The sequence below is a fragment of the Nitrosomonas limosa genome (genome assembly GCF_054188085.1).
The window spans coordinates 1,831,600-1,855,061 of record NZ_CM135180.1 but is presented as its reverse complement, the minus strand read 5'-3'; the positions used below and the strand labels follow the sequence as shown (position 1 = coordinate 1,855,061).

22 protein-coding genes are annotated in these 23,462 nt (G+C 48.2%); 17 read left to right on the top strand and 5 right to left on the bottom strand.

Annotation, left to right across the window (positions count from 1 at the left end):
- Nucleotides 1-77: 77 nt before the first annotated feature.
- From ACV7NC_RS08435 to ACV7NC_RS08405, 7 genes are all read left to right on the top strand, one after another.
- Nucleotides 78-1,340 carry a sigma-54-dependent transcriptional regulator gene (locus tag ACV7NC_RS08435; RefSeq protein WP_458152079.1) on the top strand — a complete coding sequence of 421 codons (1,263 nt, stop codon included), beginning with the start codon at nucleotides 78-80 and terminating at the stop codon, nucleotides 1,338-1,340.
- 136 nt (nucleotides 1,341-1,476) lie between these two features.
- The gene (gene tkt / locus ACV7NC_RS08430) at nucleotides 1,477-3,492 is read left to right on the top strand and encodes a transketolase (protein WP_458152078.1); all 2,016 of its coding nucleotides are present in this window, start codon (nucleotides 1,477-1,479) and stop codon (nucleotides 3,490-3,492) included.
- Nucleotides 3,493-3,573: 81 nt separating this feature from the next.
- Nucleotides 3,574-4,572: a type I glyceraldehyde-3-phosphate dehydrogenase gene (gene gap / locus ACV7NC_RS08425; RefSeq protein WP_307932445.1), complete on the top strand. Its 999-nt coding sequence runs from the start codon at nucleotides 3,574-3,576 to the stop codon at nucleotides 4,570-4,572.
- 133 nt (nucleotides 4,573-4,705) lie between these two features.
- Complete coding sequence (locus tag ACV7NC_RS08420; RefSeq protein ID WP_458152077.1) at nucleotides 4,706-5,884, top strand: phosphoglycerate kinase; 1,179 nt, start codon at nucleotides 4,706-4,708, stop codon at nucleotides 5,882-5,884.
- Between the two features lie 14 nt (nucleotides 5,885-5,898).
- Nucleotides 5,899-7,350 carry a pyruvate kinase gene (gene pyk / locus ACV7NC_RS08415; RefSeq protein WP_458152076.1) on the top strand — a complete coding sequence of 484 codons (1,452 nt, stop codon included), beginning with the start codon at nucleotides 5,899-5,901 and terminating at the stop codon, nucleotides 7,348-7,350.
- Between the two features lie 129 nt (nucleotides 7,351-7,479).
- Nucleotides 7,480-8,544 (top strand): class II fructose-bisphosphate aldolase, encoded by a 1,065-nt coding sequence (fba, locus tag ACV7NC_RS08410; protein ID WP_292924935.1) that lies wholly within the window; start codon nucleotides 7,480-7,482, stop codon nucleotides 8,542-8,544.
- A gap of 117 nt (nucleotides 8,545-8,661) precedes the next feature.
- A complete protein-coding gene (locus ACV7NC_RS08405; protein ID WP_458152075.1) occupies nucleotides 8,662-9,507 on the top strand; it encodes a GIY-YIG nuclease family protein in 846 nt (281 codons plus the stop codon).
- Nucleotides 9,508-9,584: 77 nt separating this feature from the next.
- Here ACV7NC_RS08405 and ACV7NC_RS08400 read toward each other — a convergent pair whose 3' ends face one another.
- The 3 genes from ACV7NC_RS08400 to ACV7NC_RS08390 form a co-directional block, all read right to left on the bottom strand.
- Nucleotides 9,585-9,863 carry an oxidative damage protection protein gene (locus ACV7NC_RS08400; protein ID WP_458152074.1) on the bottom strand — a complete coding sequence of 93 codons (279 nt, stop codon included), beginning with the start codon at nucleotides 9,861-9,863 and terminating at the stop codon, nucleotides 9,585-9,587.
- A gap of 77 nt (nucleotides 9,864-9,940) precedes the next feature.
- Nucleotides 9,941-11,308 (bottom strand): amino-acid N-acetyltransferase, encoded by a 1,368-nt coding sequence (argA, locus tag ACV7NC_RS08395; RefSeq protein ID WP_458152073.1) that lies wholly within the window; start codon nucleotides 11,306-11,308, stop codon nucleotides 9,941-9,943.
- Nucleotides 11,308-12,054 carry a 16S rRNA (uracil(1498)-N(3))-methyltransferase gene (locus tag ACV7NC_RS08390; RefSeq protein ID WP_458152072.1) on the bottom strand — a complete coding sequence of 249 codons (747 nt, stop codon included), beginning with the start codon at nucleotides 12,052-12,054 and terminating at the stop codon, nucleotides 11,308-11,310. Before ACV7NC_RS08390 ends, argA begins: the two co-directional genes overlap by 1 nt.
- A 149-nt stretch (nucleotides 12,055-12,203) precedes the next feature.
- On the opposite strand from ACV7NC_RS08390, the gene ACV7NC_RS08385 reads away from it, so the two are divergent.
- The 10 genes from ACV7NC_RS08385 to ACV7NC_RS08340 all read left to right on the top strand — a co-directional run bounded on the left by ACV7NC_RS08385 (nucleotide 12,204) and on the right by ACV7NC_RS08340 (nucleotide 21,740).
- Nucleotides 12,204-12,761, top strand: a complete 558-nt coding sequence (locus tag ACV7NC_RS08385; protein ID WP_458152071.1) for a thioredoxin family protein — start codon at nucleotides 12,204-12,206, stop codon at nucleotides 12,759-12,761.
- A 2-nt stretch (nucleotides 12,762-12,763) separates the two neighbouring features.
- Nucleotides 12,764-13,561, top strand: a complete 798-nt coding sequence (locus tag ACV7NC_RS08380; RefSeq protein ID WP_458152070.1) for an inositol monophosphatase family protein — start codon at nucleotides 12,764-12,766, stop codon at nucleotides 13,559-13,561.
- Nucleotide 13,562: 1 nt separating this feature from the next.
- On the top strand, nucleotides 13,563-15,014 hold the full coding sequence (gene trkA / locus ACV7NC_RS08375; RefSeq protein ID WP_458152069.1) for a Trk system potassium transporter TrkA: 1,452 nt from the start codon (nucleotides 13,563-13,565) through the stop codon (nucleotides 15,012-15,014).
- A gap of 11 nt (nucleotides 15,015-15,025) precedes the next feature.
- Nucleotides 15,026-16,483 (top strand): TrkH family potassium uptake protein, encoded by a 1,458-nt coding sequence (locus ACV7NC_RS08370; RefSeq protein ID WP_458152068.1) that lies wholly within the window; start codon nucleotides 15,026-15,028, stop codon nucleotides 16,481-16,483.
- 86 nt (nucleotides 16,484-16,569) lie between these two features.
- Complete coding sequence (locus ACV7NC_RS08365) at nucleotides 16,570-16,965, top strand: response regulator (protein WP_458152067.1); 396 nt, start codon at nucleotides 16,570-16,572, stop codon at nucleotides 16,963-16,965.
- Nucleotides 16,966-17,266: 301 nt separating this feature from the next.
- Nucleotides 17,267-18,076, top strand: coding sequence for a methane monooxygenase/ammonia monooxygenase subunit C (locus ACV7NC_RS08360; RefSeq protein WP_458152066.1), 810 nt, complete (start codon nucleotides 17,267-17,269; stop codon nucleotides 18,074-18,076).
- A 163-nt stretch (nucleotides 18,077-18,239) separates the two neighbouring features.
- Nucleotides 18,240-19,064 (top strand): methane monooxygenase/ammonia monooxygenase subunit A, encoded by an 825-nt coding sequence (locus tag ACV7NC_RS08355; RefSeq protein ID WP_458152065.1) that lies wholly within the window; start codon nucleotides 18,240-18,242, stop codon nucleotides 19,062-19,064.
- Nucleotides 19,064-20,326: a methane monooxygenase/ammonia monooxygenase subunit B gene (locus tag ACV7NC_RS08350; protein ID WP_458152064.1), complete on the top strand. Its 1,263-nt coding sequence runs from the start codon at nucleotides 19,064-19,066 to the stop codon at nucleotides 20,324-20,326. The genes ACV7NC_RS08355 and ACV7NC_RS08350 overlap by 1 nt, the downstream gene beginning before the upstream one ends.
- Nucleotides 20,327-20,487: 161 nt before the next feature.
- A complete protein-coding gene (locus ACV7NC_RS08345) occupies nucleotides 20,488-21,153 on the top strand; it encodes a hypothetical protein (RefSeq protein ID WP_458152063.1) in 666 nt (221 codons plus the stop codon).
- Between the two features lie 68 nt (nucleotides 21,154-21,221).
- A complete protein-coding gene (locus ACV7NC_RS08340; protein WP_458152062.1) occupies nucleotides 21,222-21,740 on the top strand; it encodes a hypothetical protein in 519 nt (172 codons plus the stop codon).
- Between the two features lie 72 nt (nucleotides 21,741-21,812).
- Here the strand turns inward: ACV7NC_RS08340 and ACV7NC_RS08335 are convergent, their stop codons facing one another.
- Entirely contained in the window at nucleotides 21,813-22,418 is a 606-nt protein-coding gene (locus ACV7NC_RS08335; RefSeq protein ID WP_458152061.1) for a DedA family protein, read from the bottom strand.
- Between the two features lie 98 nt (nucleotides 22,419-22,516).
- Complete coding sequence (gene secF / locus ACV7NC_RS08330; protein ID WP_458152060.1) at nucleotides 22,517-23,455, bottom strand: protein translocase subunit SecF; 939 nt, start codon at nucleotides 23,453-23,455, stop codon at nucleotides 22,517-22,519.
- Nucleotides 23,456-23,462 lie beyond the last annotated feature (7 nt).

The following is a 23,462-nucleotide window of genomic DNA, read 5'->3' as shown; positions in this document are numbered from 1 at the left end:
ATTTATTTTTGCTAGTAATCGTGAAATTTGACAGTTGAAGATAAGCTGATTAGATTTCGGATGCGGAGAAACTGTAAATGATAACTAACAATACGATACTGATTGTTGACGACGAAATTGGCATACGCGAGCTGCTATCCGAAATTTTGCGTGATGAAGGATACCGGGTGGCGCTGGCAGAGAATGCCGAGCAAGCACGTGTATGGAGAAATCAGACGCGTCCGGATCTGGTGCTGCTGGATATATGGATGCCCGATACCGATGGCATTACTTTGCTTAAAGAATGGGCGAGCAACGGGTTGTTGACGATGCCGGTAATCATGATGTCGGGACATGGAACCATTGATACCGCGGTCGAAGCGACTCGCATCGGTGCGTTCGGTTATTTGGAGAAACCGATCCCGTTGCAGAAATTGCTCAGCACTGTCAGTAAAGCATTACGAGGCGGGCAGAGCAAGCATCAATCGGCGCTCTCTCTTGCCAGTTTAGGCAAAGGACAATTAATTGCCGATCTCAGGAAAAGACTGGAGCAAGTTGCCAACTTGAAGACACCCGTGCTGCTCATGGGAGAGCCTGGTGTGGGAGCCGAAATATGCGCCCGTTTTTTGCACCGTCCGAATACTCCGTGGGTGGAGCCTGAAAACCTGACATCGTTGGCTGAATCGCCGCTGGATTTATTGGAACTGGCGCGAGGCGGTTTGCTTTTTCTTAAAGATGTCGGAGAAATTAGTAAGTTAGCGCAAAAAGGTTTGCTGTTGCTGCTCAGCAAGCTTGAGAAATACAATGTGCGGCTTATTTGCGCAACCTCTCAGCCGTTGGCGGAATTAACGGCACAAGGTGCGTATCATCCTAAGTTATACGAAGTTTTGAGCAGCCTGAGCATCGGTATTCCCGCGCTGAGAGCGCATCGCGAGGATATTCCGGAGCTAGCCAGCCAGATATTGTCGCGTTTCGTGGAATCGGGTGAAGCGCCCTCGGTGCTGCAATTTAGCACAGCAGCGCTGAATTGCCTGCGGAATTACGATTGGCCGGGCAATCTGACACAGTTGACGGGTGTGGTGCATTCGTTAGCGTTGACGTGCTCTGGAGATGAAATCTCAGCAGAAGCGGTTCAGCAAGCGATGGTTTTTCCGGAATCATCTTCCACATTGGTCGCACCTGAAATTCCTTTGGATTTGTCATTACGAGAAGCACGGGATTTGTTTGAGAAAACATATTTTGAAAGGCTGATTGATCAAGAAAATGGCAATATGACACGGGTAGCCGAGCGTGCCGGACTGGAGAGAACTCATCTTTATCGTAAAATTAAATTACTGGGCATCAAATTGCGCGGTAATTGATTCCATCTAGGAATTAGCTTGTTACGCAAATTGCTTTAAAGGGTAATTTGCTTGTCTATGGTTGTGATCTCCCTTTTCTTAAGCGATAATACGCGCTTTTATATTGTTTTTTGAAAATATTAGGGAGTTTGCATCGATGGGGACATTTAAGGATTTTGACGCGCCGGTATTTAGGGATTTAACCAGTGCGATTCGCGCATTGGCGATGGATGCCGTGCAAAAAGCCAATTCCGGTCACCCCGGTATGCCGATGGGTATGGCTGAAATTGCTGAGGTGCTGTGGATTCATCACCTGCGTCATAATCCTGGCAATCCGCAATGGGCTGATCGCGATCGTTTTATATTATCAAACGGGCACGGATCAATGCTGATTTATGCATTGCTGCATCTGACAGGCTACGATCTGCCGATGGAAGAAATCAAGAAATTCCGGCAGTTTCATTCCAAAACGCCCGGACATCCGGAATATGGTTACACGCCAGGTGTCGAGACCACGACCGGTCCGCTTGGACAAGGTATTACTAATGCAGTAGGCATGGCGCTGGCGGAGAAAGTACTGGCTGCCGAGTTTAACCGGCCGGGATACAATATTGTTGACCATTATACTTACGTCTTTTTGGGTGATGGCTGCATGATGGAAGGCGTTTCTCACGAAGCATGTTCGCTGGCGGGGACGCTGGGCTTGGGTAAATTAATCTGTTTCTACGACGATAATGGCATTTCCATCGACGGCCATGTGGGAGGCTGGTTTACCGACGATACGCCGAAGCGCTTCGAGTCATACGGATGGCACGTGGTGCCCAATGTTAATGGCCACGATCCGGTAGCGATTGAAGCAGCCATTGAAGCTGCCAAAAAAGTCAACGACAAACCGACCATGATTTGCTGTAAAACAGTCATAGGCTTGGGATCACCAAACATGGCTAACACTCATTCCGTTCACGGTGCGGCGCTTGGCGATGCGGAAATTGCTGCTGCTCGTCCGCATATCGGCTGGCATCATCCGCCTTTTGAAATTCCACAAGAAGTTTACAGTGCGTGGGATGCAAGAGCGAAAGGCCAAAGACTGGAAACCGAATGGAACGAGAAATTTGCAGAGTATGCCGTGAAATATCCAGCGGAAGCAGCAGAATTCAATCGCCGCATGGCTGGGGAGCTACCGGCTAACTGGCAGAATCACGTTGAAAGCGTTGTTAACCAGATCAACGCCAAAGCAGAGACCATAGCCAGTCGTAAAGCCTCACAAAATGCGATTGAAGCACTCGCACCAGTGTTGCCGGAATTGATTGGCGGTTCCGCCGATCTCGCAGGTTCGAACCTGACGTTGTGGTCAGGCTCCAAAGGAATTAGCAAAAATAACGGCGGCAACTATGTGTACTATGGTGTGCGCGAATTCGGCATGAGCGCCATGATGAACGGATTGTCACTGCATGGCGGCTTGATTCCTTATGGCGCGACCTTTTTGATGTTTTCGGAATATGCGCGCAATGCATTACGCATGGCTGCATTGATGAAGATTCGCAATATTTTTGTATTTACGCACGATTCCATCGGTTTAGGTGAAGACGGACCAACGCACCAACCGGTCGAACAAACGGCGACGTTGCGTTACATTCCGAACATGGATGTCTGGCGTCCTTGCGATACGGTGGAATCCACAGTTTCATGGGCGCGTGCGATTGAGCGTAAAAACGGTCCTTCGACCTTGATTTTCAGCCGTCAGAACCTGCCATTCCAGAAACGCGATGCGGCGACTATCAAGTTGATCGATAAAGGTGGGTACATATTGTCTGAAGCGAGTAATGGCAAACCGCAAGCCATATTGATCGCTACCGGCTCCGAAGTCGGTTTGGCGATGAATGCGCAAAAGGCATTGGCTGATGAAGGTATTCATGTACGCGTAGTATCAATGCCGTGCACCAATGTGTTTGATCGCCAGGAATCATCGTATAAAGATGGTGTGTTGCCTAAAGGCATCAAGTGTGTGGCCATCGAAGCGGGGGTAACCGACTTCTGGCGTAAGTACGTCGGCTTGGACGGTGCAGTGGTCGGTATCGATACCTTTGGTGAATCGGCGCCGGCGGATGTGCTGTTTAAACATTTCGGTTTCACTGTCGAGAATGTCGTCAAAACGGTTAAGAGCATTCTCTAAATCAATAACATTTTAAGCACAATGGCTCGTTTGACTTGATCTGAGCTATGGTGCGCAGGTTTTTTATTTAAGGAGCATAGAATGACAATAAAAGTGGGTATCAATGGGTTTGGTCGTATCGGGCGTATGGTTTTCCGCTCGGCAGTACAAAATTTTCCAGACATTGAAATCGTTGCGATCAACGATTTGCTGGAACCGGATTACCTGGCGTATATGTTGAAGCACGATTCGGTACATGGCCGTTTTAGCGGTGATGTGTCGATCGACGGTAACACGCTGGTGGTCAATGGCAAAAGAATCCGTCTGACAGCCATCAAAGACCCGGCGGAATTGAAGTGGAATGAAGTGGGTGCGGAGGTCGTGATCGAATCGACCGGCTTGTTCCTGACCAAAGAGACTTGTGAAAAGCATCTAGCTGCCGGGGCGAAGAAAGTCATTATGTCGGCACCATCGAAAGATGATACGCCGATGTTTGTTTATGGTGTCAATGATAAATCGTACAAAGGCGAAGCGATTATTTCGAATGCTTCCTGTACCACCAATTGCTTGGCGCCGATTGCCAAAGTGTTGAACGATAAATGGGGCATCAAACGTGGCCTGATGACCACCGTCCATGCAGCGACCGCTACACAAAAAACCGTGGATGGTCCGTCCAATAAAGATTGGCGCGGCGGCCGCGGTATTCTGGAAAATATTATTCCGTCATCGACCGGGGCGGCTAAAGCAGTGGGTGTGGTAATCCCTGAACTGAACAAAAAACTGACCGGTATGGCTTTCCGTGTACCGACATCGGATGTTTCGGTCGTCGATTTGACGTGTGAACTGGAAAAAGAAGCGACCTACGACGAAATTTGTAAAGCGATGAAAGACGCATCGGAAGGTTCTATGAAAGGCGTATTGGGTTATACCGATCAAAAAGTGGTATCGACCGATTTTCGCGGTGAAAGCTGCACGTCGATTTTCGACGCCGAAGCAGGGATGGCATTGGATAAAAGCTTTGTCAAAGTTGTCGCTTGGTATGACAACGAATGGGGCTATTCCACCAAAGTGCTGGAGATGGTTCGTACCGTTGCCAAGTAATTTCGTACCTCAGTGGTGTTATCGTGGTCTGTATCCTGATTGCGCGCACCACTTTGAATTTTAATTCATTAAGACATAAAGGATAGCGTTTGCTATCCTTTGTACTTTCTTAAAGACAATTCTGGAGTTTACCGTGTCTGTTATTAAACTAGTTGACCTTGACCTGAAAGGTAAACGCGTATTTATACGCGCTGATCTGAATGTGCCTGTGAAAGATGGCAAAGTGACCTCGGATGCCCGTATTACCGCCTCCATGGCGACGATTAATCATTGTCTCAAGCAAGGCGCCAAAGTGATGGTAACCTCTCACTTGGGACGTCCGGAAGAAGGCGTATGGACTGAGGAAAATTCACTGAAGCCGGTTGCTGATAATATCGCGGATCGTCTCGGCAAACCTGTTCGTTTGATTAAGGATTGGGTGGACGGCGGTTTCGATGTGGCTGCCGGAGAATTGGTAGTGCTGGAAAACTGCCGTTTTAACAAGGGCGAAAAGAAAAGCGTTGAAGAAACCTCGCAGAAATACGCAAAATTATGTGATGTTTTTGTCATGGATGCTTTCGGTACGGCGCATCGTGCAGAAGCTTCGACACATGGCATTGCGAAATATGCGCCGACTGCTTGTGCGGGCATCCTGCTGACAGAAGAGTTGGACGCACTGACGAAAGCATTACTGAATCCAGCTCGTCCGATGGTCGCGATCGTCGGCGGCTCGAAGGTTTCTACCAAACTGACGGTGCTCGAATCGTTATCCGAAAAAGTCGATCAACTGGTAGTGGGGGGAGGCATTGCGAATACCTTCCTGAAAGCGACCGGTAAGAATGTCGGAAAATCATTGTGCGAAGATGATCTGGTTCCAACTGCCAAGGCATTGATGGAGAAAATGGCGAAACGCAATGCATCGATTCCGGTTGCGGTTGATGTTGTCGTCGGCAAAAAATTTGATGCCAACGAACCGGCGGTACTGAAAGATGCCGGCAATGTCTCCGACGACGATATGATTTTTGATATCGGCCCGAAAAGTGCGCAAGAACTGGTAGATATTATCATGAAAGCAGGTACGGTGGTATGGAATGGTCCTGTGGGCGTGTTTGAATTTGATCAGTTCGGCGCAGGAACCGAGAAAATCGCGCGAGCCATTGCGGAAACCAAGGCTTTCACGCTGGCGGGCGGTGGAGATACCATCGCAGCGATTCAGAAGTACGATATCTATGACAAAGTTTCTTATATTTCAACCGCAGGCGGCGCCTTCCTTGAATTTCTGGAAGGGAAAAAATTGCCGGCAGTAGAGATATTGGAAATGCGTGCAAACTAACCGTCAAGAAGAACATGATCCGAAGAACTAAAATTGTAGCAACGCTGGGACCTGCCTGCAGCAATCCCAAAATACTGGAACGCATGATCCGGGCCGGCGTCGATGTTGTTCGGATCAATTTCTCCCATGGCACGCGGGAACAACATATAGAATTTGCTGAAATGACCCGCTCGATTGCCCGGGCAGCCGGGGTTACCGTGGGCGTATTAGCGGATTTACAAGGACCGAAGATCCGGGTCGGTAAATTTGAGCATGGAAAAATCCGCCTGGAAGTGGGCGACCAGTTTATTCTGGATGCGACTTGCGAACTCGGGAATCAAGAAAGAGTCGGCCTCGATTATAAAGAGCTGCCGAACGATCTGGAAACCGGCGCCACGTTGATGCTGGACGACGGACGTATCGTGCTGGGGGTGTCGCATGTAAAAGGACATCAGGTATTTTGCGTGGTCGAGCAGGGCGGAATCCTGTCAAACAATAAGGGTATCAATCGCAAGGGCGGCGGATTGGGCGCGCCAGCGCTGACCAGTAAAGACTTGGAGGATATCAAAACCGCCGCAGAATTTGGCGCGGATTATCTGGCGGTGTCGTTCGTCCGTTCCGGAGACGATATCCGTCAGGCGCGTTCTTTGCTGCAAGAAGCGGGCGGAAAAGGCATGGTTATGGCCAAGATCGAGCGCTCCGAAGCAATTCTGGCGTTGGACGATATTCTCGATGCGTCCGATGCAATCATGGTTGCGCGCGGTGATTTGGCGGTAGAAGTGGGCGATGCAGCGGTTCCCGCGCTGCAGAAGCGCATGATCCGTTCGGCGCGGGCGAATAACAAAACGGTTATCACGGCAACGCAAATGATGGAATCCATGATCACCAATCCGATCCCAACCCGGGCGGAAGTTTCGGACGTGGCCAATGCAGTGCTGGACGGCACCGATGCGGTAATGTTGTCGGCAGAATCCGCTGCCGGAGAATATCCGGTTGAAGCCGTTGAGGCGATGGCCAGAGTATGCCTGGAAGCGGAAAAGGAATATCTGGTGAACGTCGACCGGCGCATGCAAAACATCAACCCGTCTTCAATTGAAGAAGCCATTGCCAGAGCGACCATGTATACGGCTGGCGGTCTGCACGTTCGTGCGATCGCTGCACTGACGCAAAGCGGCGTGACCACATTGCTGATGTCGCGCCGAAGCTCCAAAGTGCCGATTTTTGCACTGAGTCCGAATGAAGAAACCCGCCGGCGCGTTACCCTGTTCCGTGGTGTCTATCCGGTGGAGTTTGGCGCGGGATTGAATGATCCGGAAGAGATTCTGAATTTAGCCGAGCAGGAATTACTCAGTCGCGGAGTGGTACGCAACGGCGATATCATGGTAATGACCATTGGCGAACCGGTGGGTAAAACCGGCGGTACCAATACCATGAAAATTATCAAAGTCGGTGAATGGAAAACAAGACAAGGCCTTGATCCAGCCTGAGCTAGCAGAAGCTCTTGGCGTCCGGGCACGATGCGTACAGGTTGATGATTCAAGCAGCAATCATGCAGAATAATCGCTTATACTTATGCATCACAGAATTTTATTTCGATATTTTATAAGGAGATCTAAATGGCACTCGTATCACTCAGACAATTACTAGATCATGCGGCGGAAAACGGCTATGGTTTGCCGGCTTTCAACGTCAACAATCTGGAACAAATTCAAGCGATCATGCAAGCGGCCGACGAATGCAACAGCCCGGTCATCATGCAAGGTTCTGCCGGTGCGCGCAAATATGCCGGTGAAGCGTTTCTGCGTCATCTGATCGCAGCAGCGGTTGAAGCGTATCCGCATATTCCGATCGTGATGCACCAGGATCATGGTGCATCGCCATCCGTTTGTGTGAATGCGATTCGCAGTGGTTTCTCAAGTGTCATGATGGACGGATCTCTACAAGCGGATGCTAAAACACCGTCGACCTACGAATACAATGTCAACGTTACGGCGGATGTTGTGAACATTGCGCATTCGGTTGGCGTTTCGGTAGAAGGCGAGCTGGGTTGCCTGGGTTCTCTGGAATCCGGCATGGGCGAAGCCGAGGACGGACACGGCGCGGAAGGCGTGTTATCGCATGATCAACTGCTGACCGATCCGGAAGAAGCCGCCGATTTTGTGCGTAAAACCGGCGTCGATGCTTTGGCGATCGCAATTGGCACCTCGCATGGCGCATACAAATTCACCCGTAAACCCACCGGCGATATTCTCGCGATTCAACGCATCAAGGAAATTCATGCGCGCATTCCAAACACCCACCTGGTGATGCACGGTTCCAGCTCGGTTCCGCAAGAATGGCTGGAAATCATCCGCAAATTCGGCGGCGACATCAAGGAAACCTATGGCGTCCCAGTTGAGGAAATTCAGGAAGGCATCAAATACGGCGTGCGCAAAGTCAACATCGACACCGACATCCGTCTGGCGATGACCGGCGCGATCCGCCGCAGCTTGGAAACCGACAAAAGCAATTTCGACCCGCGCAAATTCCTGAAAGAAGCGACCGCTGCGGCCAAAGAAATTTGCAAAGCGCGCTTCGAAGCTTTCGGCTGCGCCGGCCAAGCCAGCAAAATCAAGGCGATTTCGCTGGAAGACATGGCCAATCGCTATGCCAAAGGCGAGTTGAACGCGGTTATTAAGTAATTCCTAAGTTAGTTGTTCTCAATTTTTCTATGATTGATAGTGCAACTTGCATTGTCAATCATAGGAATCTCAACTCAGAAAGTTGGAAAGTTGTTGTAACACTTTCTGCTTTATTACATGCCTAGCGCTACAATCAAGATATTTCTAGCTCAGGGTGATCCGAAGCGGCTTCGCACTGCCGAATTGTCGAACTGGACTGGGAAAGCTGTTGCTGGCCCAAGAAGTGAGTTTGAAGGTATTCTTTCGCGAGAAGAATCCGGAGGCGCTGGTATCTATTTCCTGACCGGTTCTGATCCTGAATCTGGAAAATCAGTTATCTATATCGGTGAAGCTGAGTGCATTCGCGATCGAATCAAAGCTCATTTGGAAAAAGATTTTTGGAATCAAATTATCTTTTTTATCAGTAAAGACGAGAACTTGACTAAGGCGCATATCCGCTTTCTTGAAGGAAAACTGATAGATCAGGGACGTAAGTCCGGACGAGCTGTGGTCGCAAACGGTCAAAGTAGCGGAGCGAGACTGCCAGAATCCGATAGAGAGGACATGGAGATATTTCTGGAGAAAATCAACCAGCTATTGCCTGTTCTTGGTGTTGATTTGCTCGTGCCTGCTGCAGCATTGGCCGTAGCTGAATCTGAGCAAAAAAAGCTGTTATGCGAGATCAAAGGAATTAAAGCGGAAGGCCATCTGGTTCCGAACGGTTTTGTAGTTCTTAAAGGTTCGCAAGCTGTTTTGAATGATCGAGCCTCATCGCACAAATGGCCTTGGGTTATGAACATGAGACATCGCCTAAGAGAAGATGGAGTACTCGAAATCAATGGTGATACTTTGGTGTTTTCACGAGATGCGGAGTTTACCAGCCCGAGTGCAGCGGCGGCTGTGATTCATGGGGGACATGCGAACGGGCTTATTGCTTGGAAAGACAAAAACGGAAAAACTCTTAAGGAAATCGAGTCTTTATAGCAAATTAATTTAGAATTGTTTTGAGGAGTGAGTTTCTCAATGAAATTTAATATTTGATTTGAAAAACTCTAACAATTTTAGGATTTGTTCTCCGGAGGCACATAACCCGCCGCCTGTTCTGCACCCTCCCCAAAAAAATGAGCTTCCATTTGTTCCGCCAGGTACTTGCGTGCTTTGGGATCGGATAGGTTCAACCGGTTTTCGTTGACCAGCATGGTCTGGTGTTTGATCCATTGATTCCAGGCTTCTTTCGATACGTTTTCAAAAATCCGTTTGCCGAGTTCGCCGGGATAGGTTTGGAAGTCCAAGCCTTCGGCCTCGCGGCCCAATTTGATGCAATTCACCATTCTTGCCATTGTGGATACGTCCTTGGAAAAAAACGGCATTATGAAACGTTCGTTTCATTGCGTAAACCGTTCGTGTAAATTTTTTGCTAATCGCTGAGGTGTTTGATCAGTACTTTTGATCGGCGTTGGTAGTTGTATAAATTCTGTTTGACTTTCGGCAGTTCGGCGGGTGTGGCTACGCTGAATCCGTGTTCGATGAACCAATGGGTGGCATGCGTGGTGAGTACGAACAGTTTGTGGATGCCTTGCGCAATCGTTTTATTTTCGATGTGTTTAAGCAAGCTCTCGCCGTGCCCCTGATCGCGGTAATCCGGGTGAATCGCCAGGCAGGCGAGTTCACAGGCGTGTTCTTCGGGGAATGGGTACAGCGCCGCGCAGCCGAGAATGATGCCGTCGTGCTCGAAAACGGTAAACCGGTCGATTTCAATTTCCAGCAGTTCGCGGCCGCGCCTGACCAGAATGCCTTCGGTTTCGAGTGGTTCGATCAATTGTAAAATGCCGCCGACGTCTTCGATTTTTGCTTTTCTGAGGGCTTGCAACGATTCTTGCGTGATCATGGCGCCGATGCCATGATGGGTGAACAGCTCTTGTAAGATGGCGCCATCGCAATGGCGGCTGACCAAATGCGCGCGGGTGACACCCATTTCGCAAGCTTTGGTTGCTGATTGCAATGCGGGCAATAAGGCATCCGGTACAAGAGGTGTAGCAGTTGGAATTTTATGCTCCAGCAATAACTTGCTTTCGGCGACGGTCAGTTCGCGCGGCAATTTTCCTGTCTTATTTTCCTCGGATGCGGTGCAATCGACGGTATCCAGCAGCAGAATCAATTTTTCGGCGCGGAGCGCGATGGCGGTTTCGGTCGCCACATTTTCCATCGTGAGATTGAAAATCTCGCCGGTGGGTGAGTAGCCGAGCGGCGAAATCAGTACTACGTCGCCTTGTTCCAAGCGCGAATGAATGGCTGGCGCGTTGATTTTGCGCACTTTGCCGGTATGCATCAAGTCAATGCCTTGAATGACGCCGCACGGACAGGCGGTAACAAAGTTGCCGCAGGTGACCCGAATCGCGGCGTTGGCCATCGGCGAATTCGGCAATCCCATCGAAAGCAGCGCGGCAATTTCGTGCTGTACTCGTCCGACCGATTCCTTGACGCATTGCAACGCGGCGGAATCGGTGACGCGCATACCCTGGACTGTTTGCGTTTCCAATTGCGATTCGTCCAGACGCAATTGAATTTGCGGCCGGGCACCATGAACCAGAACCAGCCGTACACCGAGGCTGGCAAGCAAGTTGATGTCATGAATGAAGTTGACGAATTTGGCATCGGTGATCATTTCACCGCTAAAACCGATGACAAAGACCTTGCCGCGAAAGGTATGGATGTAAGGTGCTACGGAACGAAACCAGGCGACAAATTCCGCGGTTGTATCCGGCTTATTATTGACGGCCGTCATCAGTAATCTCCCCAAAGCGCTTGCATCGCCGCAATTGCGGCGAGCGCGGCGCTTTCCGTGCGCAAAATGCGGCTGCCCAGATGCAGTGGCACGAAGCCCGAATGCTCAATCGCGAGTTCTTCTTCCTCGGTGAATCCACCTTCGGGACCTATAACAAGAGCCACTTTAGCATCGGCTGCCGGTTCGGGTAGATCTTTCAAGCTTTGTGCCGCCGTAGCGGATAACATGATAAGAATATCTTGCGTGGTGCGATGCATTTTTTTTCGGCTCAGCCATTCCGGCAGAGTGATCAGTGGAAATACTTGCGGCACTTGATTTCTGCCACATTGTTCGCATGCTGAGATGACGATTTTTTGCCAATGTTGCAGTCGTTTCTCGGAACGTTCATTTGACAGATGTACAATGCTGCGAGCGGTGGATACCGGTTGGATCTGCGTTACGCCGAATTCGACCGATTTTTGTATGATCCAATCCATTTTTTCATTGACACAAATGGCTTGGGCCAGTTCGATGTGTAATGGCGATTCCCGGTCGATGTCTTGATAGCTATCAACCAATACCGCGATGTTATCTTTTCTGATGGAATCGATCCGCGCGCTATACTCGCCGCCGCGACCATTGAATAACGTGATCGCATCGCCATTTCTAAGGCGTAGTACCCGCGCGGCATGATGTTTGTTTTCAGACGATAACTCAATCATCTGTCCAGCGGTGATAGCTTCAGGATGGTAGAAACGAGCGTGCATGTTCGATGTCGTTGCCTTGGAGCGGCGATTTCAACAAATAGAGTCATGATAATATAGCATGTTATGCACTAGGCATTGACTTGGTAATATTAATGATTCTGCTATGCAAACAATTATTGAAATAATTTTTAATCGATGGAGTAAGTTATATGGCAAGTTTAGAGACGCCAGTCTGTGATTTCGGTTGGAAGGCGATTGATTTTGATTTGCCGGGTGTCGATGGCAAACGCTATAACCTGGCTTCGGCAAAAGGGGAAAACGGACTTTTAGTCATGTTTATTTGCAATCACTGCCCGTATGTTAAGGCGGTGCAGGATCGTATTATCCGTGATGTTAATGAATTAAGGCAGCATGGCATCAATGCCATCGCCATCATGTCCAACGATCCGGCGGATTATCCGGAAGATTCTTTTGAGAACATGAAGCTCGTGGCTCAGCGATTGAATTATCCGTTCCCGTATGTGTGGGATGAAACGCAGGAAATCGCTAAGAAATATGGCGCGGTCTGTACGCCGGATTTTTTTGGATTCAATGGCAATCTGGAATTGCAATATCGCGGACGCCTCGATGCTTCCCGTAAAGAAGCGGCGCCTGCGGATGTGCGCCGGGATTTGTTCGAAGCGATGCTGCAAGTTGCCAAGACTGGCCGTGGTCCGGCCGAACAAATTCCCAGTATCGGTTGTTCGATTAAATGGCGTTCGGAGTAGCTGTGCTAGAAAAAGTGATCTCGGCGGTCAGAGACGTTGCTCAGGAAGTGATTATGCCGCGCTATTTGCGAGTGGGCCGGCAAACCAAATCGGACGGCAGTTTTTTTACCGAAGCGGACGTAGCCGCACAACATGCGCTATTAGATCAATTGCAGAAAATCCGTCCAGCTGCAGCGATGGGTGAGGAAATGACCGAGGCGGAGCAGCAAACTCAATGGATTAAGGGGGAGCCGGGACTATGGAGTATCGACCCGATCGATGGAACATCGAATTTTTATAACGGCTTGCCTTACTTCGCCACGTCCGTGGCCTATATGGAGCAGGGAAAGAGTGTGCTTGGCGTGATTTATAACCCTGTGACGGATGAGATGTTTTATGCGACCAAAGGTAATGGTGCATTTTTAAATGGTATCGCATTACCTCTTAAGAAACATGCGCCCCCAATGTCGAGTGCGATGGCGAATGTGGATTTGAAGCGACTGGACCGGAGTTTCGCTGCCAAAGTGGCCGCTTATCCACCATTTGCGTCGCAGCGGAATTTTGGCGCTTGCGCATTGGAGTTGTGCTATACCGCCGCCGGTTATTTTGATTTGTACTTGCACGGTGGACAGAAGCCGTGGGATTACGCAGCGGGTTCTTTGATTCTGGCGGAAGCGGGCGGCAATATGTGCGGTTTTGAGCATGATGATTATTGGACTAGCCCTATATGGCATCGCTCGGTGATTGCCGCACTGGATCCCGTATTATTTGCGCAGTGGCGGGATTGGGTGCGGGAAAATCGCAAAGAAATAGGTCGCTGAATTGAAGATTATTATTTTAGGTGCCGGTCAAGTAGGCACATCCGTGGCAGAGAATCTGGTCAGCGAGGCCAACGATATCACCATGGTTGATGTCGATCCGAAGCGCTTGGCGCTTTTGCAAGATCGCTTGGATTTACGCACGGTTGCGGGCAACGCTTCGCATCCTTCGGTGCTGGTTAGCGCCGGTGCGCATGACGCGGATATGATATTGGCGGTCACCGAACACGATGAAACCAACTTGGTTGCTTGTAAACTCGCCGCTACATTATTTAATACCCCCACGAAGATTGCCCGTATCCGATCCACGGAATATCTCGAACATCCTGAAATTTTCTCGACCGAGAATTTTTGTGTGGATTTTGCGATTTGCCCCGAACAAATTCTCACGGAATATATTGAAAAACTGATTGAATTTCCGGAAGCGTTGCAAGTGCTCGATTTCGCGTCGGGGGAGGTGAGTCTGGTGGCGGTTCGTGCGTTGCAAGGAGGATTGCTGGTTGGTCAGCAGCTACAGGAATTACGCAAGCATGTTCCGAATGTCGATACCCGGGTTGCGGCTATTTTCCGTAAAGACCGCCCGATAATTCCAGAGGGGGATACTGTCATCGAAGCAGAAGATGAGGTGTTCTTTATCGCGGCAACTGAAGATATTCGCGCGGTTATGCGGGAATTACGCAGGATGGATGAACCGGTCAAGCATGTAATGATTGCCGGGGGCGGCAAAATTGGCAGACGGCTTGGCGGAACGTTGGAGAAAGATTATCAGGTCAGAATCATCGAACGCAATTATCAAGCCTGTGAGCGACTGGCCGGTGAACTGAGTAATGCGTTGGTGTTGCATGGGGATTCTACCGACGAAACCTTGCTGGAAGATGAAAACATCGCTGAAATGGATATGTTTTGCGCACTGACGAATGATGATGAAAATAACATCATGTCAGCGCTGCTGGCAAAACGTATGGGAGCGCATAAGGTAATCGCACTCATCAATCGAGGTGCTTACGTCGATTTGGTTCAAAGTAGCGGGATTGATATCGCAATTTCACCGGCGCAGGTTACCATCGGTTCTTTACTGGCTTATGTCCGGCATGGCGATGTGGCCGCTGTGCATAGTCTGCGGCGTGGTGCGGCGGAGGCTCTGGAGTTGGTGGCGCATGGCGACGCAAAATCGTCCAACGTAGTTGGTCGCAGGATCGATGAGATCAAATTGCCGAAAGGTGCAACGATTGGTGCTATCGTCCGTGGTTTAGCCAAATCGGATGGATGGTCCGGTGATAGTTTAAACAATGAATCAGGCCAGTCGGCAAATGCTTCTAAGGGTGCGGTCAAGGTTGTTATTGCACATCATGATACAGTTATTGAATCGGGAGATCATGTGATTTTGTTTGTGATCAATCGCAAGATGATTCGCGAAGTGGAAAAGCTATTTCAGGTTAATGTCGGCTTTCTGTAGAAAAATAATCCATGTATCGACTGCTTGTTGTTGTTAACGTACTTGGCAAAATGGTGTTGGTATTCGGATTAACGATGTTGATTCCACTTTGCTTGGCGCTATGGGGTGAAGACGGCGCAGGATTTGTTTTTAAGCAATCGATTTTAATTACGCTCGGATGCGGCTTGATGATGTGGTTGTTTACGCGTCCTTTTAAACGTGAATTGCAAACCCGGGACGGTTTTTTGCTGGTAGTGTTGGTATGGTCAGTGCTGCCCGCTTTTGCGATGCTACCGCTACTATTGTATTTGCCGCAACTCAGTATCAGTATGGCTTATTTCGAGGCGGTTTCAGGCTTGACTGCGACCGGCGGCACGGTTTTGTCCGGATTGGACAAATTGCCGCCATCTATCAATTTATGGCGTGGCGAAATAGTCTGGCTTGGCGGTATGGGGTTGATTGTATTGGCGGTCGCAATTCTGCCGCTACTGGGCGTCGGTGGCCGACAGCTATTAAATGCCGAGATTCCGGGGCCGATGAAGGAAAATAAGCTGACTCCGCGTATTGCGGAGACAGCTAAGGGTCTTTGGTCCATTTACGCCTGTTTGACTTTGATTTGCATCGTTGCTTATAGGTGGGCCGGCATGGAATGGTTTGACGCCGTGATGCATGCTTTTACAACGCTGGGATTGGGAGGATTTTCATCGCACGATGCCAGCTATGGCTATTGGGATTCTCCATTGATTGAAGCGGTTGCGATCTTTTTCATGCTGATTGCCGGGATCAACTTTGCAACACATTTCCTGGCTTGGCGGGCAAAGAGCTTAATTTCTTATCGTTATGATTCCGAAGTCGGCTGGTATATTTTAATTATCCTGGTCAGTTGCTTGGGATTGGCTTTTTATCTATGGTTCGCCGGGTTTTATCCGGAACCGCTCACAGCACTGCGCTATGCGGCTTTCAATATCGTTTCGGTGGCGACGACAACTGGTTATAGCAATACTGATTATAGCCTCTGGCCGATATTCATTCCGTTATGGATGTTGTTTTTATCAGGTTTCTGCACTTCTTCCGGATCAACTGGTGGCGGCATCAAAATGATTCGTGCGCGGATCTTGTACCAGCAAGTTTATCGAGAAATTATTACGATTATGCATCCCAATGCGGTCATTCCAGCAAAATTGGGCCGAAGTCTGTTGGCAAATCGAGTGATTCTCGCGGTATTGGTGTTTTTGTTTGTGTATGCCACTAGCATTGTTGTAATGACATTACTGTTGACACTGAGCGGCTTGGATGTAATTACAGCCTTTTCAGCTGCAGTTGCTTGCCTAAATAATCTCGGTCCTGGTCTTGGAGGCATTGGACCGGCGACAACCTATGCGTCATTGTCTGATTTTCAAATCTGGATATGCAGTTTTGCCATGTTATTAGGCAGACTGGAATTTTTTACGGTACTGGCAATTTTTATTCCGGCATTCTGGAGAAAATAAGATTAATGCTAGTCAGGTAGGCACGTATGCGAGGCAAGGAAGAATCGTAAGTTATTAAAATTGTATGCAAGTATTAAGGAGTTTGAGTGGATAATACCGATGTCTTAAAAGGCATTAAGGTGATGGTAATAGACGATAGCAATACAATACGAAAAAGTGCTGAAGTTTTTTTGCGCCCCTTTGGGTGTGATGTCATTTTGGCTGAAGATGGTTTCGTGGCAATGTCGAAAATTATTGATAATCAACCTGATATCATTTTTATTGATGTCACCATGCCGCGGTTGGATGGGTATCAAGCATGCATGTTAATTAAGAAAAATCCAACTTATCAATCAATTCCAGTCATTATGCTCTCAAGTAAAGATGGTTTATTTGATAAAGCGCGGGGTCGGTTGGCGGGTTCAGATGGATATCTGACTAAACCATTTACTGCGGAGGGTTTATTAAGCATAATACGCACCCATACTTTGCAGCAAAATTAATTATCCTGTTTCAAGTTCATACAAACGATTAGAATTAACTTCTGGAATATGAAATTAATTTTTGTTTTCAAAGTATAAACAGGCAGTTTGTGGAATAAAACCTGACTTAGAAAAAGGTAATTTTATGACAAATGACTTGACTTTGGACCCCAAGGTCGACTAGCCTGAGAGGCGTAGTTAAATTAGAAGGGAAAAGGAGTTTAATTTAGCTGCCGAAATTTTAAGCAGTACTAATTAATTAGTATTAGAAGCAGTAGAAGAAAAGAGAAGTAGTTTTGATTAACAGATAGGAGGTAGAAAGATGGCAACAACGTATGGCACAACGAGTAGCGCGTCGAGCGCGAGCTATGACATGTCGCTGTGGTACGACTCGAAGTACTACAAACTGGGCATGGGCACCATGCTACTGGTAGCGATATTTTGGATCTGGTTTCAAAGGACATTTGCGTATTCCCACGGAATGGACTCGATGGAACCGGAATTTGACAAAGTGTGGATGGGACTGTGGCGCGTACACATGACCCTGATGCCATTGTTTGCATTGGTCACCTGGGGTTGGATTTTAAAAACCCGTGACACCAAAGAACAATTAGACAACCTGGATACCAAGTTAGAGATCAAACGCTATTTCTACTGGATGATGTGGCTGGGTGTATACCTGTTTGGTGTTTACTGGGGCGGCAGCTTCTTCACCGAACAAGATGCAAGCTGGCACCAAGTGATTATTCGTGACACGAGCTTTACGCCAAGTCACGTAGTGGTGTTTTATGGCTCATTCCCGATGTACATCGTATGTGGCGTAGCTTCATACCTGTACGCGATGACCCGTCTGCCACTGTACAGCCGCGGCACATCATTCCCGCTGGTAATGGCAATTGCTGGCCCATTGATGATTCTGCCGAACGTAGGATTGAACGAATGGGGTCATGCATTCTGGTTCATGGAAGAGCTGTTTAGCGCGCCATTGCACTGGGGCTTTGTGATTCTGGGTTGGGCAGGTTTATTCTCAGGTGGTATCGCAGCACAAATTATCACCCGTTACTCTAACCTGACAGACGTAACCTGGAACGGCGCCAGCCGCGAAATTCTGAACAACAGAATTGTTCCTTAATTTCTGAATGAAGACTGCCACACCTGTAGTAGAGGTGTGGCAGTGGAAATGGCTGTAAAGAGAATTGATGGAAACGAGCTAAGGCAGGCGATAAAAAGGGAAGTAAAAGGAATCGTCGAGTTTTCATATTTAATATCACACGAAATGAAGAAGGGAGGGTCTAGTGAGTAGAACAGACGAAATTTTAGCAGCGGCAAAGATGCCGCCGGAAGCGATCCGGATGTCCAGATATATCGACGCGGTATATTTTCCGATTCTGTGCATCTTGTTGGTAGGTACATTCCACATGCACTTTATGTTGTTGGCAGGTGACTGGGATTTCTGGCTTGACTGGAAAGACCGTCAATGGTGGCCGGTAGTAACACCGATCGTAGGTGTAATGTATTGTGCAGCACTGCAATATTACCTGTGGGTAAACTATCGTTTATCGTACGGAGCGACACTGTGTATCGTATGCCTGTTAGTAGGCGAATGGCTGACCCGTTACTGGGGATTCTACTGGTGGTCACACTACCCGTTGAATTTTGTACTGCCATCAACGATGATACCAGGCGCATTGATGCTGGACACCGTTCTGTTGTTGACGGGTAACTGGCTGATCACAGCTCTGTTAGGCGGTGGATTCTGGGGATTATTCTTCTATCCTGGCAACTGGCCGATTTTTGGACCAACCCACTTACCGCTGGTAGTAGAAGGCGTACTGTTATCAGTAGCTGACTACACAGGCTTCTTATATGTACGTACCGGTACACCGGAATATGTACGCCTGATTGAACAAGGCTCACTGCGTACCTTTGGTGGTCACACCACGGTAATCGCGGCATTCTTCGCAGCGTTTGTATCGATGTTGATGTACTGCGTATGGTGGTACTTTGGCAAGATCTACTGCACCGCATTCTTCTATGTTAAAGGAGAAAGAGGACGCATCTCTATGAAGAACGACGTAACCGCATTTGGTGAAAAAGGCTTTGCACAGGGGATTAGATAATGAATATAAGAAGCATATTTAAGCTGGGCGTATTAGGCCTGTATGGAGCGGCGATTGGAGCGGCCTCACTGGCACTGACGCTGACGGTAGATGTCAAGACAGCGGCAGCGCACGGTGAACGTTCACAAGAACCGTTTCTCCGTATGCGTACGATTCAATGGTACGACCTGAAATGGCAACCGAAAGTCACCAAAGTGAACGACATTGCGACGATCACTGGTAAATTTCACCTGGCGGAAGATTGGCCACGTGCGGTAGGTAAACCGGAACGCGCATTTTTCAACATTGGTAGCCCGAGCCCGGTGTTTGTACGTTTAAGCACCAAACTGAACGGCGAACCGACGTTCATTTCTGGACCGCTGCAAATTGGTCGTGACTATGAATTCGAAGTCAGACTGAAAGCAAGGATTCCAGGACGTCATCACATGCACGCAATGGTGAACGTCAAAGAAGCAGGCCCGATTGCTGGCCCTGCATCTTGGATGAACATTTCAGGCAACTGGGATGACTTCACCAATCCGGTGACCACCCTGACAGGTAAAACCATTGATCTGGAAACATTCAACTTCAGCAATGGCGTATTCTGGCACTTGGTATGGTTAGGTCTGGGCTGTTTCTGGATTGGCTACTATGTAGCACGTCCGATGTTCCTGCCACGTAGCCGTGTATTGTTAGCGTACGGTGACGAACTGCTGCTGGATCCAATGGACCGTAAAGTAGGCATGGCAGTAGCGATTCTGACCTGTGCACTGGTATGGGGTGGCTATCGTTATACCGAAAGCGTACATCCATACACAGTACCGATCCAAGCGGGTGAATCGAAAGTAGAACCGATGCCGATTGCACCGAATCCGGTTGCGATCAAGGTAACGCATGCTAACTACGACGTACCTGGACGTGCACTGCGTGTGACGATGGAAATCACCAACAACGGTGACTCGACAGTTAACATTGGCGAGTTCACGACAGCGGGTGTTCGTTTTGTAAACGACTTGGGACGTAAATACCTGGATCCTGACTATCCACGCGAACTGGTAGCAACAGGTTTGACGATGGAAGATGAAAGAGGTATTGAACCAGGAGAAACCCGTGAAGTTAAGATGGAAGCCAAAGACGCGTTGTGGGAAGTACAACGTTTGATGGCGCTGTTGGGTGACCCTGAAAGCCGTTTTGGCGGGTTGTTAATGACATGGGATGACGAAGGCAATCGTTATATTAACAGTATTGCTGGCGCGGTAATTCCAGTCTTTACCAAGCTATAAGCTAGGGCGAGTCAAAACACCGGTACACCACTGTCGCAAGACAGCCGGTGTACCGGTTTTTTTATATGGGTAGAGAACAAAGAAAACTTAAGATGCAACAAAAGAATGCAGACAAAAGAACTGGCAAAAATAGAGGCACTAACGCGAGAGGAGGATTTGTCGTGGTCAGGCAAATAGCACGAGCAGGGATTGCGGCCTTTATGCTTATTATGACATTTTACACAGGCACAGCCGGCGCCCATGGCAAGGTAGACATGGAAGATGACAGTTGCATGCGCCGGATAGGCGAGAACATAATCCACCTGAGCACCTATCAGCCTCAAGTGGATAAAGCAGGGCACTACTGCACTGACATACCCAAGATTGGAAGTACGATCATGGTCATAGACTTAGTGGATCCTGCACTAAGAGAAATGCCGATTGGGCTGAAGATAATCAGAGGTGATCGGGTAGAAGGAGAAACTGTCACGGATTTGCGTCCGGCGGTATATCAGGACGGAGTGATCAGCATGCAGAAAGAGCTGGAACAAGGTAAATACCTGATACAAGTCACAGCCGAAGGCGTGCCACCCCTGCACTATGAATATCATCTGCGAGTTGAAATGATCAATTATGCGGAAGTATTCAGAGCATCGATCGGGCCGGTGGTGGGTCTATTGCTGACAGCCATACTTGGGTATAAACTCATCCGCTCAAGACGATTCAGGGATTGGATAGCCTCACGCAGCTCGAAAGGAACTGAAAAAGTCGATAGCGGAGAAAAGACACCGGCAGTCGGGGAAGAAAAAACATCAATCAACAAACAAACTAAAGACGGGGAATCCTAGCGATGTTAGTAGAAAGAAGCACAGCAATAAAGCAAATAGTAATAACAGCCCTTGTGGCAGCAAGCATCATGTTTACCTCACAAGCACAAGCGCACGGCGGACTGGCGCTGGCTGAGGATATGTGTGTATTGACGGTAGGACCTTACCGGATGCACTTTACCGGCTACCAGCCACTGTCGCAAGAAGAGGAATTTTGCGAAGACATACCGGAAATCGGCAAGACCGTGATAGCGCTGGATTATATACAAGAAGAACTGAGACCATTGAAAACGGAAGTAAGGATAATTCGTGACACCGGTTCGGAAGCGAATCTTGACGAGATCACAGTATTTCATTTGCCGCCAAAAGTATACCCGACAGCCTCGATTACGATAGACCATACCTTTCCGGAGAAGGGAAAGTTTGTGGGATTGGTAACAGTGTCGGGCGGACCGCAAGAGTATGTATCACGGTTTCCGTTCTCAGTCGGGGAAGGAAGGCCAACACCTAAGATAGTGATCATTGGACCGATTTTGTTAGTGGTTGCCGGTGCAGCTGCCTTCTTCATGATGCGCAAACGTAAATCCGATGGCGCCAATCCTGCTTAAATCAATTAGAAGTTAACAAAACAGGAACACAGTATTCAGAGTATTGCTCGAATACTGTGCTTCCACGATTCCTCATCGATTATTATTGCGTCGTTGATAAAACCAGTAAATCGTAATGCCGATTCCACAGCTAAGAGCAAGCGCAATAATGATGTCTCTTAAGTATTCCTTGATCAGCATTTCATTCTCACCGATGAAATAGCCTAATAGAGAAAGAATAATCACCCAAATACCGGCCCCCAGGCTGGTATAGAAACAGAAAATCGACAAATTCATTCTAGCCAAGCCAGCCGGTATCGAAATGTACTGACGAATCATCGGAATTAAGCGGCCTGTAAAAGTCGATATATGTCCATGCCGTGCAAAAAAACTTTCCATTTGCAGCAAATGATGTTCCTTAAACATCACATATTTTCCGTACTGCAGGAGCAGAGGCCGTCCTAAACGGATTGCTAAATAATAATTAATGAGTGCGCCAAATAGACTACCCAAAATTCCGCACCCAATGACAATAAGCATATTCATTTCACCTTTAGACGCTAAGTAGCCTGCCGGTATCATGATTACTTCACTGGGGAATGGGATAAAACTTGACTCAATCAGCATCAGGATAAAAATTCCTAAATATCCTAAGGTGCTGACTGTACTTACAATCCAGGTGATGATGTCGGTGATCAAACCTATCTAATCTCCGTGCGGAATTGCTTGTTGATTTGATGAATCGATAACGAAATGATTGTTCATGGTGTATAGAGAGAAAATCGAGCTAAAATAAGCTAAACCACTGCGCCATCGTTTTCGAGTGGTTTCTTTTCCAGTTTCACCAAGTCTTCACGTTTCACACCGAGCAGCATCAGTATGGAACTGCCAACCATTATTGATGAATAAATACCAAACAGAATACCGATGGTGAGAGCGAGCGCGAAATAATGCAAAACTTCGCCTCCGAACAATAACATTGCAATGACGACCATCTGAGTACTGCCATGCGTAATAATTGTGCGCGACATAGTCAATGTGATCGCATTATCAATAACTTGAGATATTGATGCTCTACGCTGTTTTCTAAAATTTTCCCGGATTCGGTCAAAAATAACCACCGATTCGTTCACTGAATAACCCAGGATTGCCAGGACTGCCGCTAATACTGTCAGCGAGAATTCCCACTGAAAAAATGCAAAAAAACCAACGATAATCACAACATCATGTAAGTTAGCGATGATGCCCGCAACGCCGAATTTCCATTCGAACCGCATCGCGAGATAAGCGACTATACCCAATGACACAAACAATAGCGCAAGTGCGCCATTCTCGAGTAATTCTTGACCTACTTGCGGACCCACAAATTCAACGCGGCGCATTTCAACGGTACTATCAGCTTGCTTAAGCGCGGCCAAAACTGTCTCGGACAACTGCGCGCTGGAAATTTCAGGTCGAAGCGGTAGACGTATCATAACATCGCGTGAGGTACCGAAGTTTTGCACACTGGCATCCGGCATTTGAAGATCGGATAAAACGCTTCTGATTTTTTGAAGATCGGCTGTTTGGGTATAACCGACTTCAAGAACCGTGCCGCCGGTAAAATCGACGCCGAGGTTCAATCCCTTCGTGGCAATAAAGATAACAGAAAGAACAAATGTTGTGATTGAAATCACAGCCCCTGTTTTCCTCCAGCTCATGAAGGGAATGTCACGATTAAACCTAAATAATTCCATTGTAACT

Excerpts from the sequence above, each read along its gene's own strand:
- ACV7NC_RS08435 (WP_458152079.1), top strand. The coding sequence starts at position 78 with ATGATAACTAACAATACGATACTGATTGTTGACGACGAAATTGGCATA.
- tkt (WP_458152078.1), top strand. The coding sequence starts at position 1,477 with ATGGGGACATTTAAGGATTTTGACGCGCCGGTATTTAGGGATTTAACC.
- gap (WP_307932445.1), top strand. The coding sequence starts at position 3,574 with ATGACAATAAAAGTGGGTATCAATGGGTTTGGTCGTATCGGGCGTATG.
- pyk (WP_458152076.1), top strand. The coding sequence starts at position 5,899 with ATGATCCGAAGAACTAAAATTGTAGCAACGCTGGGACCTGCCTGCAGC.
- fba (WP_292924935.1), top strand. The coding sequence starts at position 7,480 with ATGGCACTCGTATCACTCAGACAATTACTAGATCATGCGGCGGAAAAC.
- ACV7NC_RS08405 (WP_458152075.1), top strand. The coding sequence starts at position 8,662 with ATGCCTAGCGCTACAATCAAGATATTTCTAGCTCAGGGTGATCCGAAG.
- ACV7NC_RS08400 (WP_458152074.1), bottom strand. The coding sequence starts at position 9,863 with ATGGCAAGAATGGTGAATTGCATCAAATTGGGCCGCGAGGCCGAAGGC.
- argA (WP_458152073.1), bottom strand. The coding sequence starts at position 11,308 with ATGACGGCCGTCAATAATAAGCCGGATACAACCGCGGAATTTGTCGCC.
- ACV7NC_RS08390 (WP_458152072.1), bottom strand. The coding sequence starts at position 12,054 with ATGCACGCTCGTTTCTACCATCCTGAAGCTATCACCGCTGGACAGATG.
- ACV7NC_RS08385 (WP_458152071.1), top strand. The coding sequence starts at position 12,204 with ATGGCAAGTTTAGAGACGCCAGTCTGTGATTTCGGTTGGAAGGCGATT.
- ACV7NC_RS08370 (WP_458152068.1), top strand. The coding sequence starts at position 15,026 with ATGTATCGACTGCTTGTTGTTGTTAACGTACTTGGCAAAATGGTGTTG.
- ACV7NC_RS08360 (WP_458152066.1), top strand. The coding sequence starts at position 17,267 with ATGGCAACAACGTATGGCACAACGAGTAGCGCGTCGAGCGCGAGCTAT.
- ACV7NC_RS08350 (WP_458152064.1), top strand. The coding sequence starts at position 19,064 with ATGAATATAAGAAGCATATTTAAGCTGGGCGTATTAGGCCTGTATGGA.
- ACV7NC_RS08340 (WP_458152062.1), top strand. The coding sequence starts at position 21,222 with ATGTTTACCTCACAAGCACAAGCGCACGGCGGACTGGCGCTGGCTGAG.
- secF (WP_458152060.1), bottom strand. The coding sequence starts at position 23,455 with ATGGAATTATTTAGGTTTAATCGTGACATTCCCTTCATGAGCTGGAGG.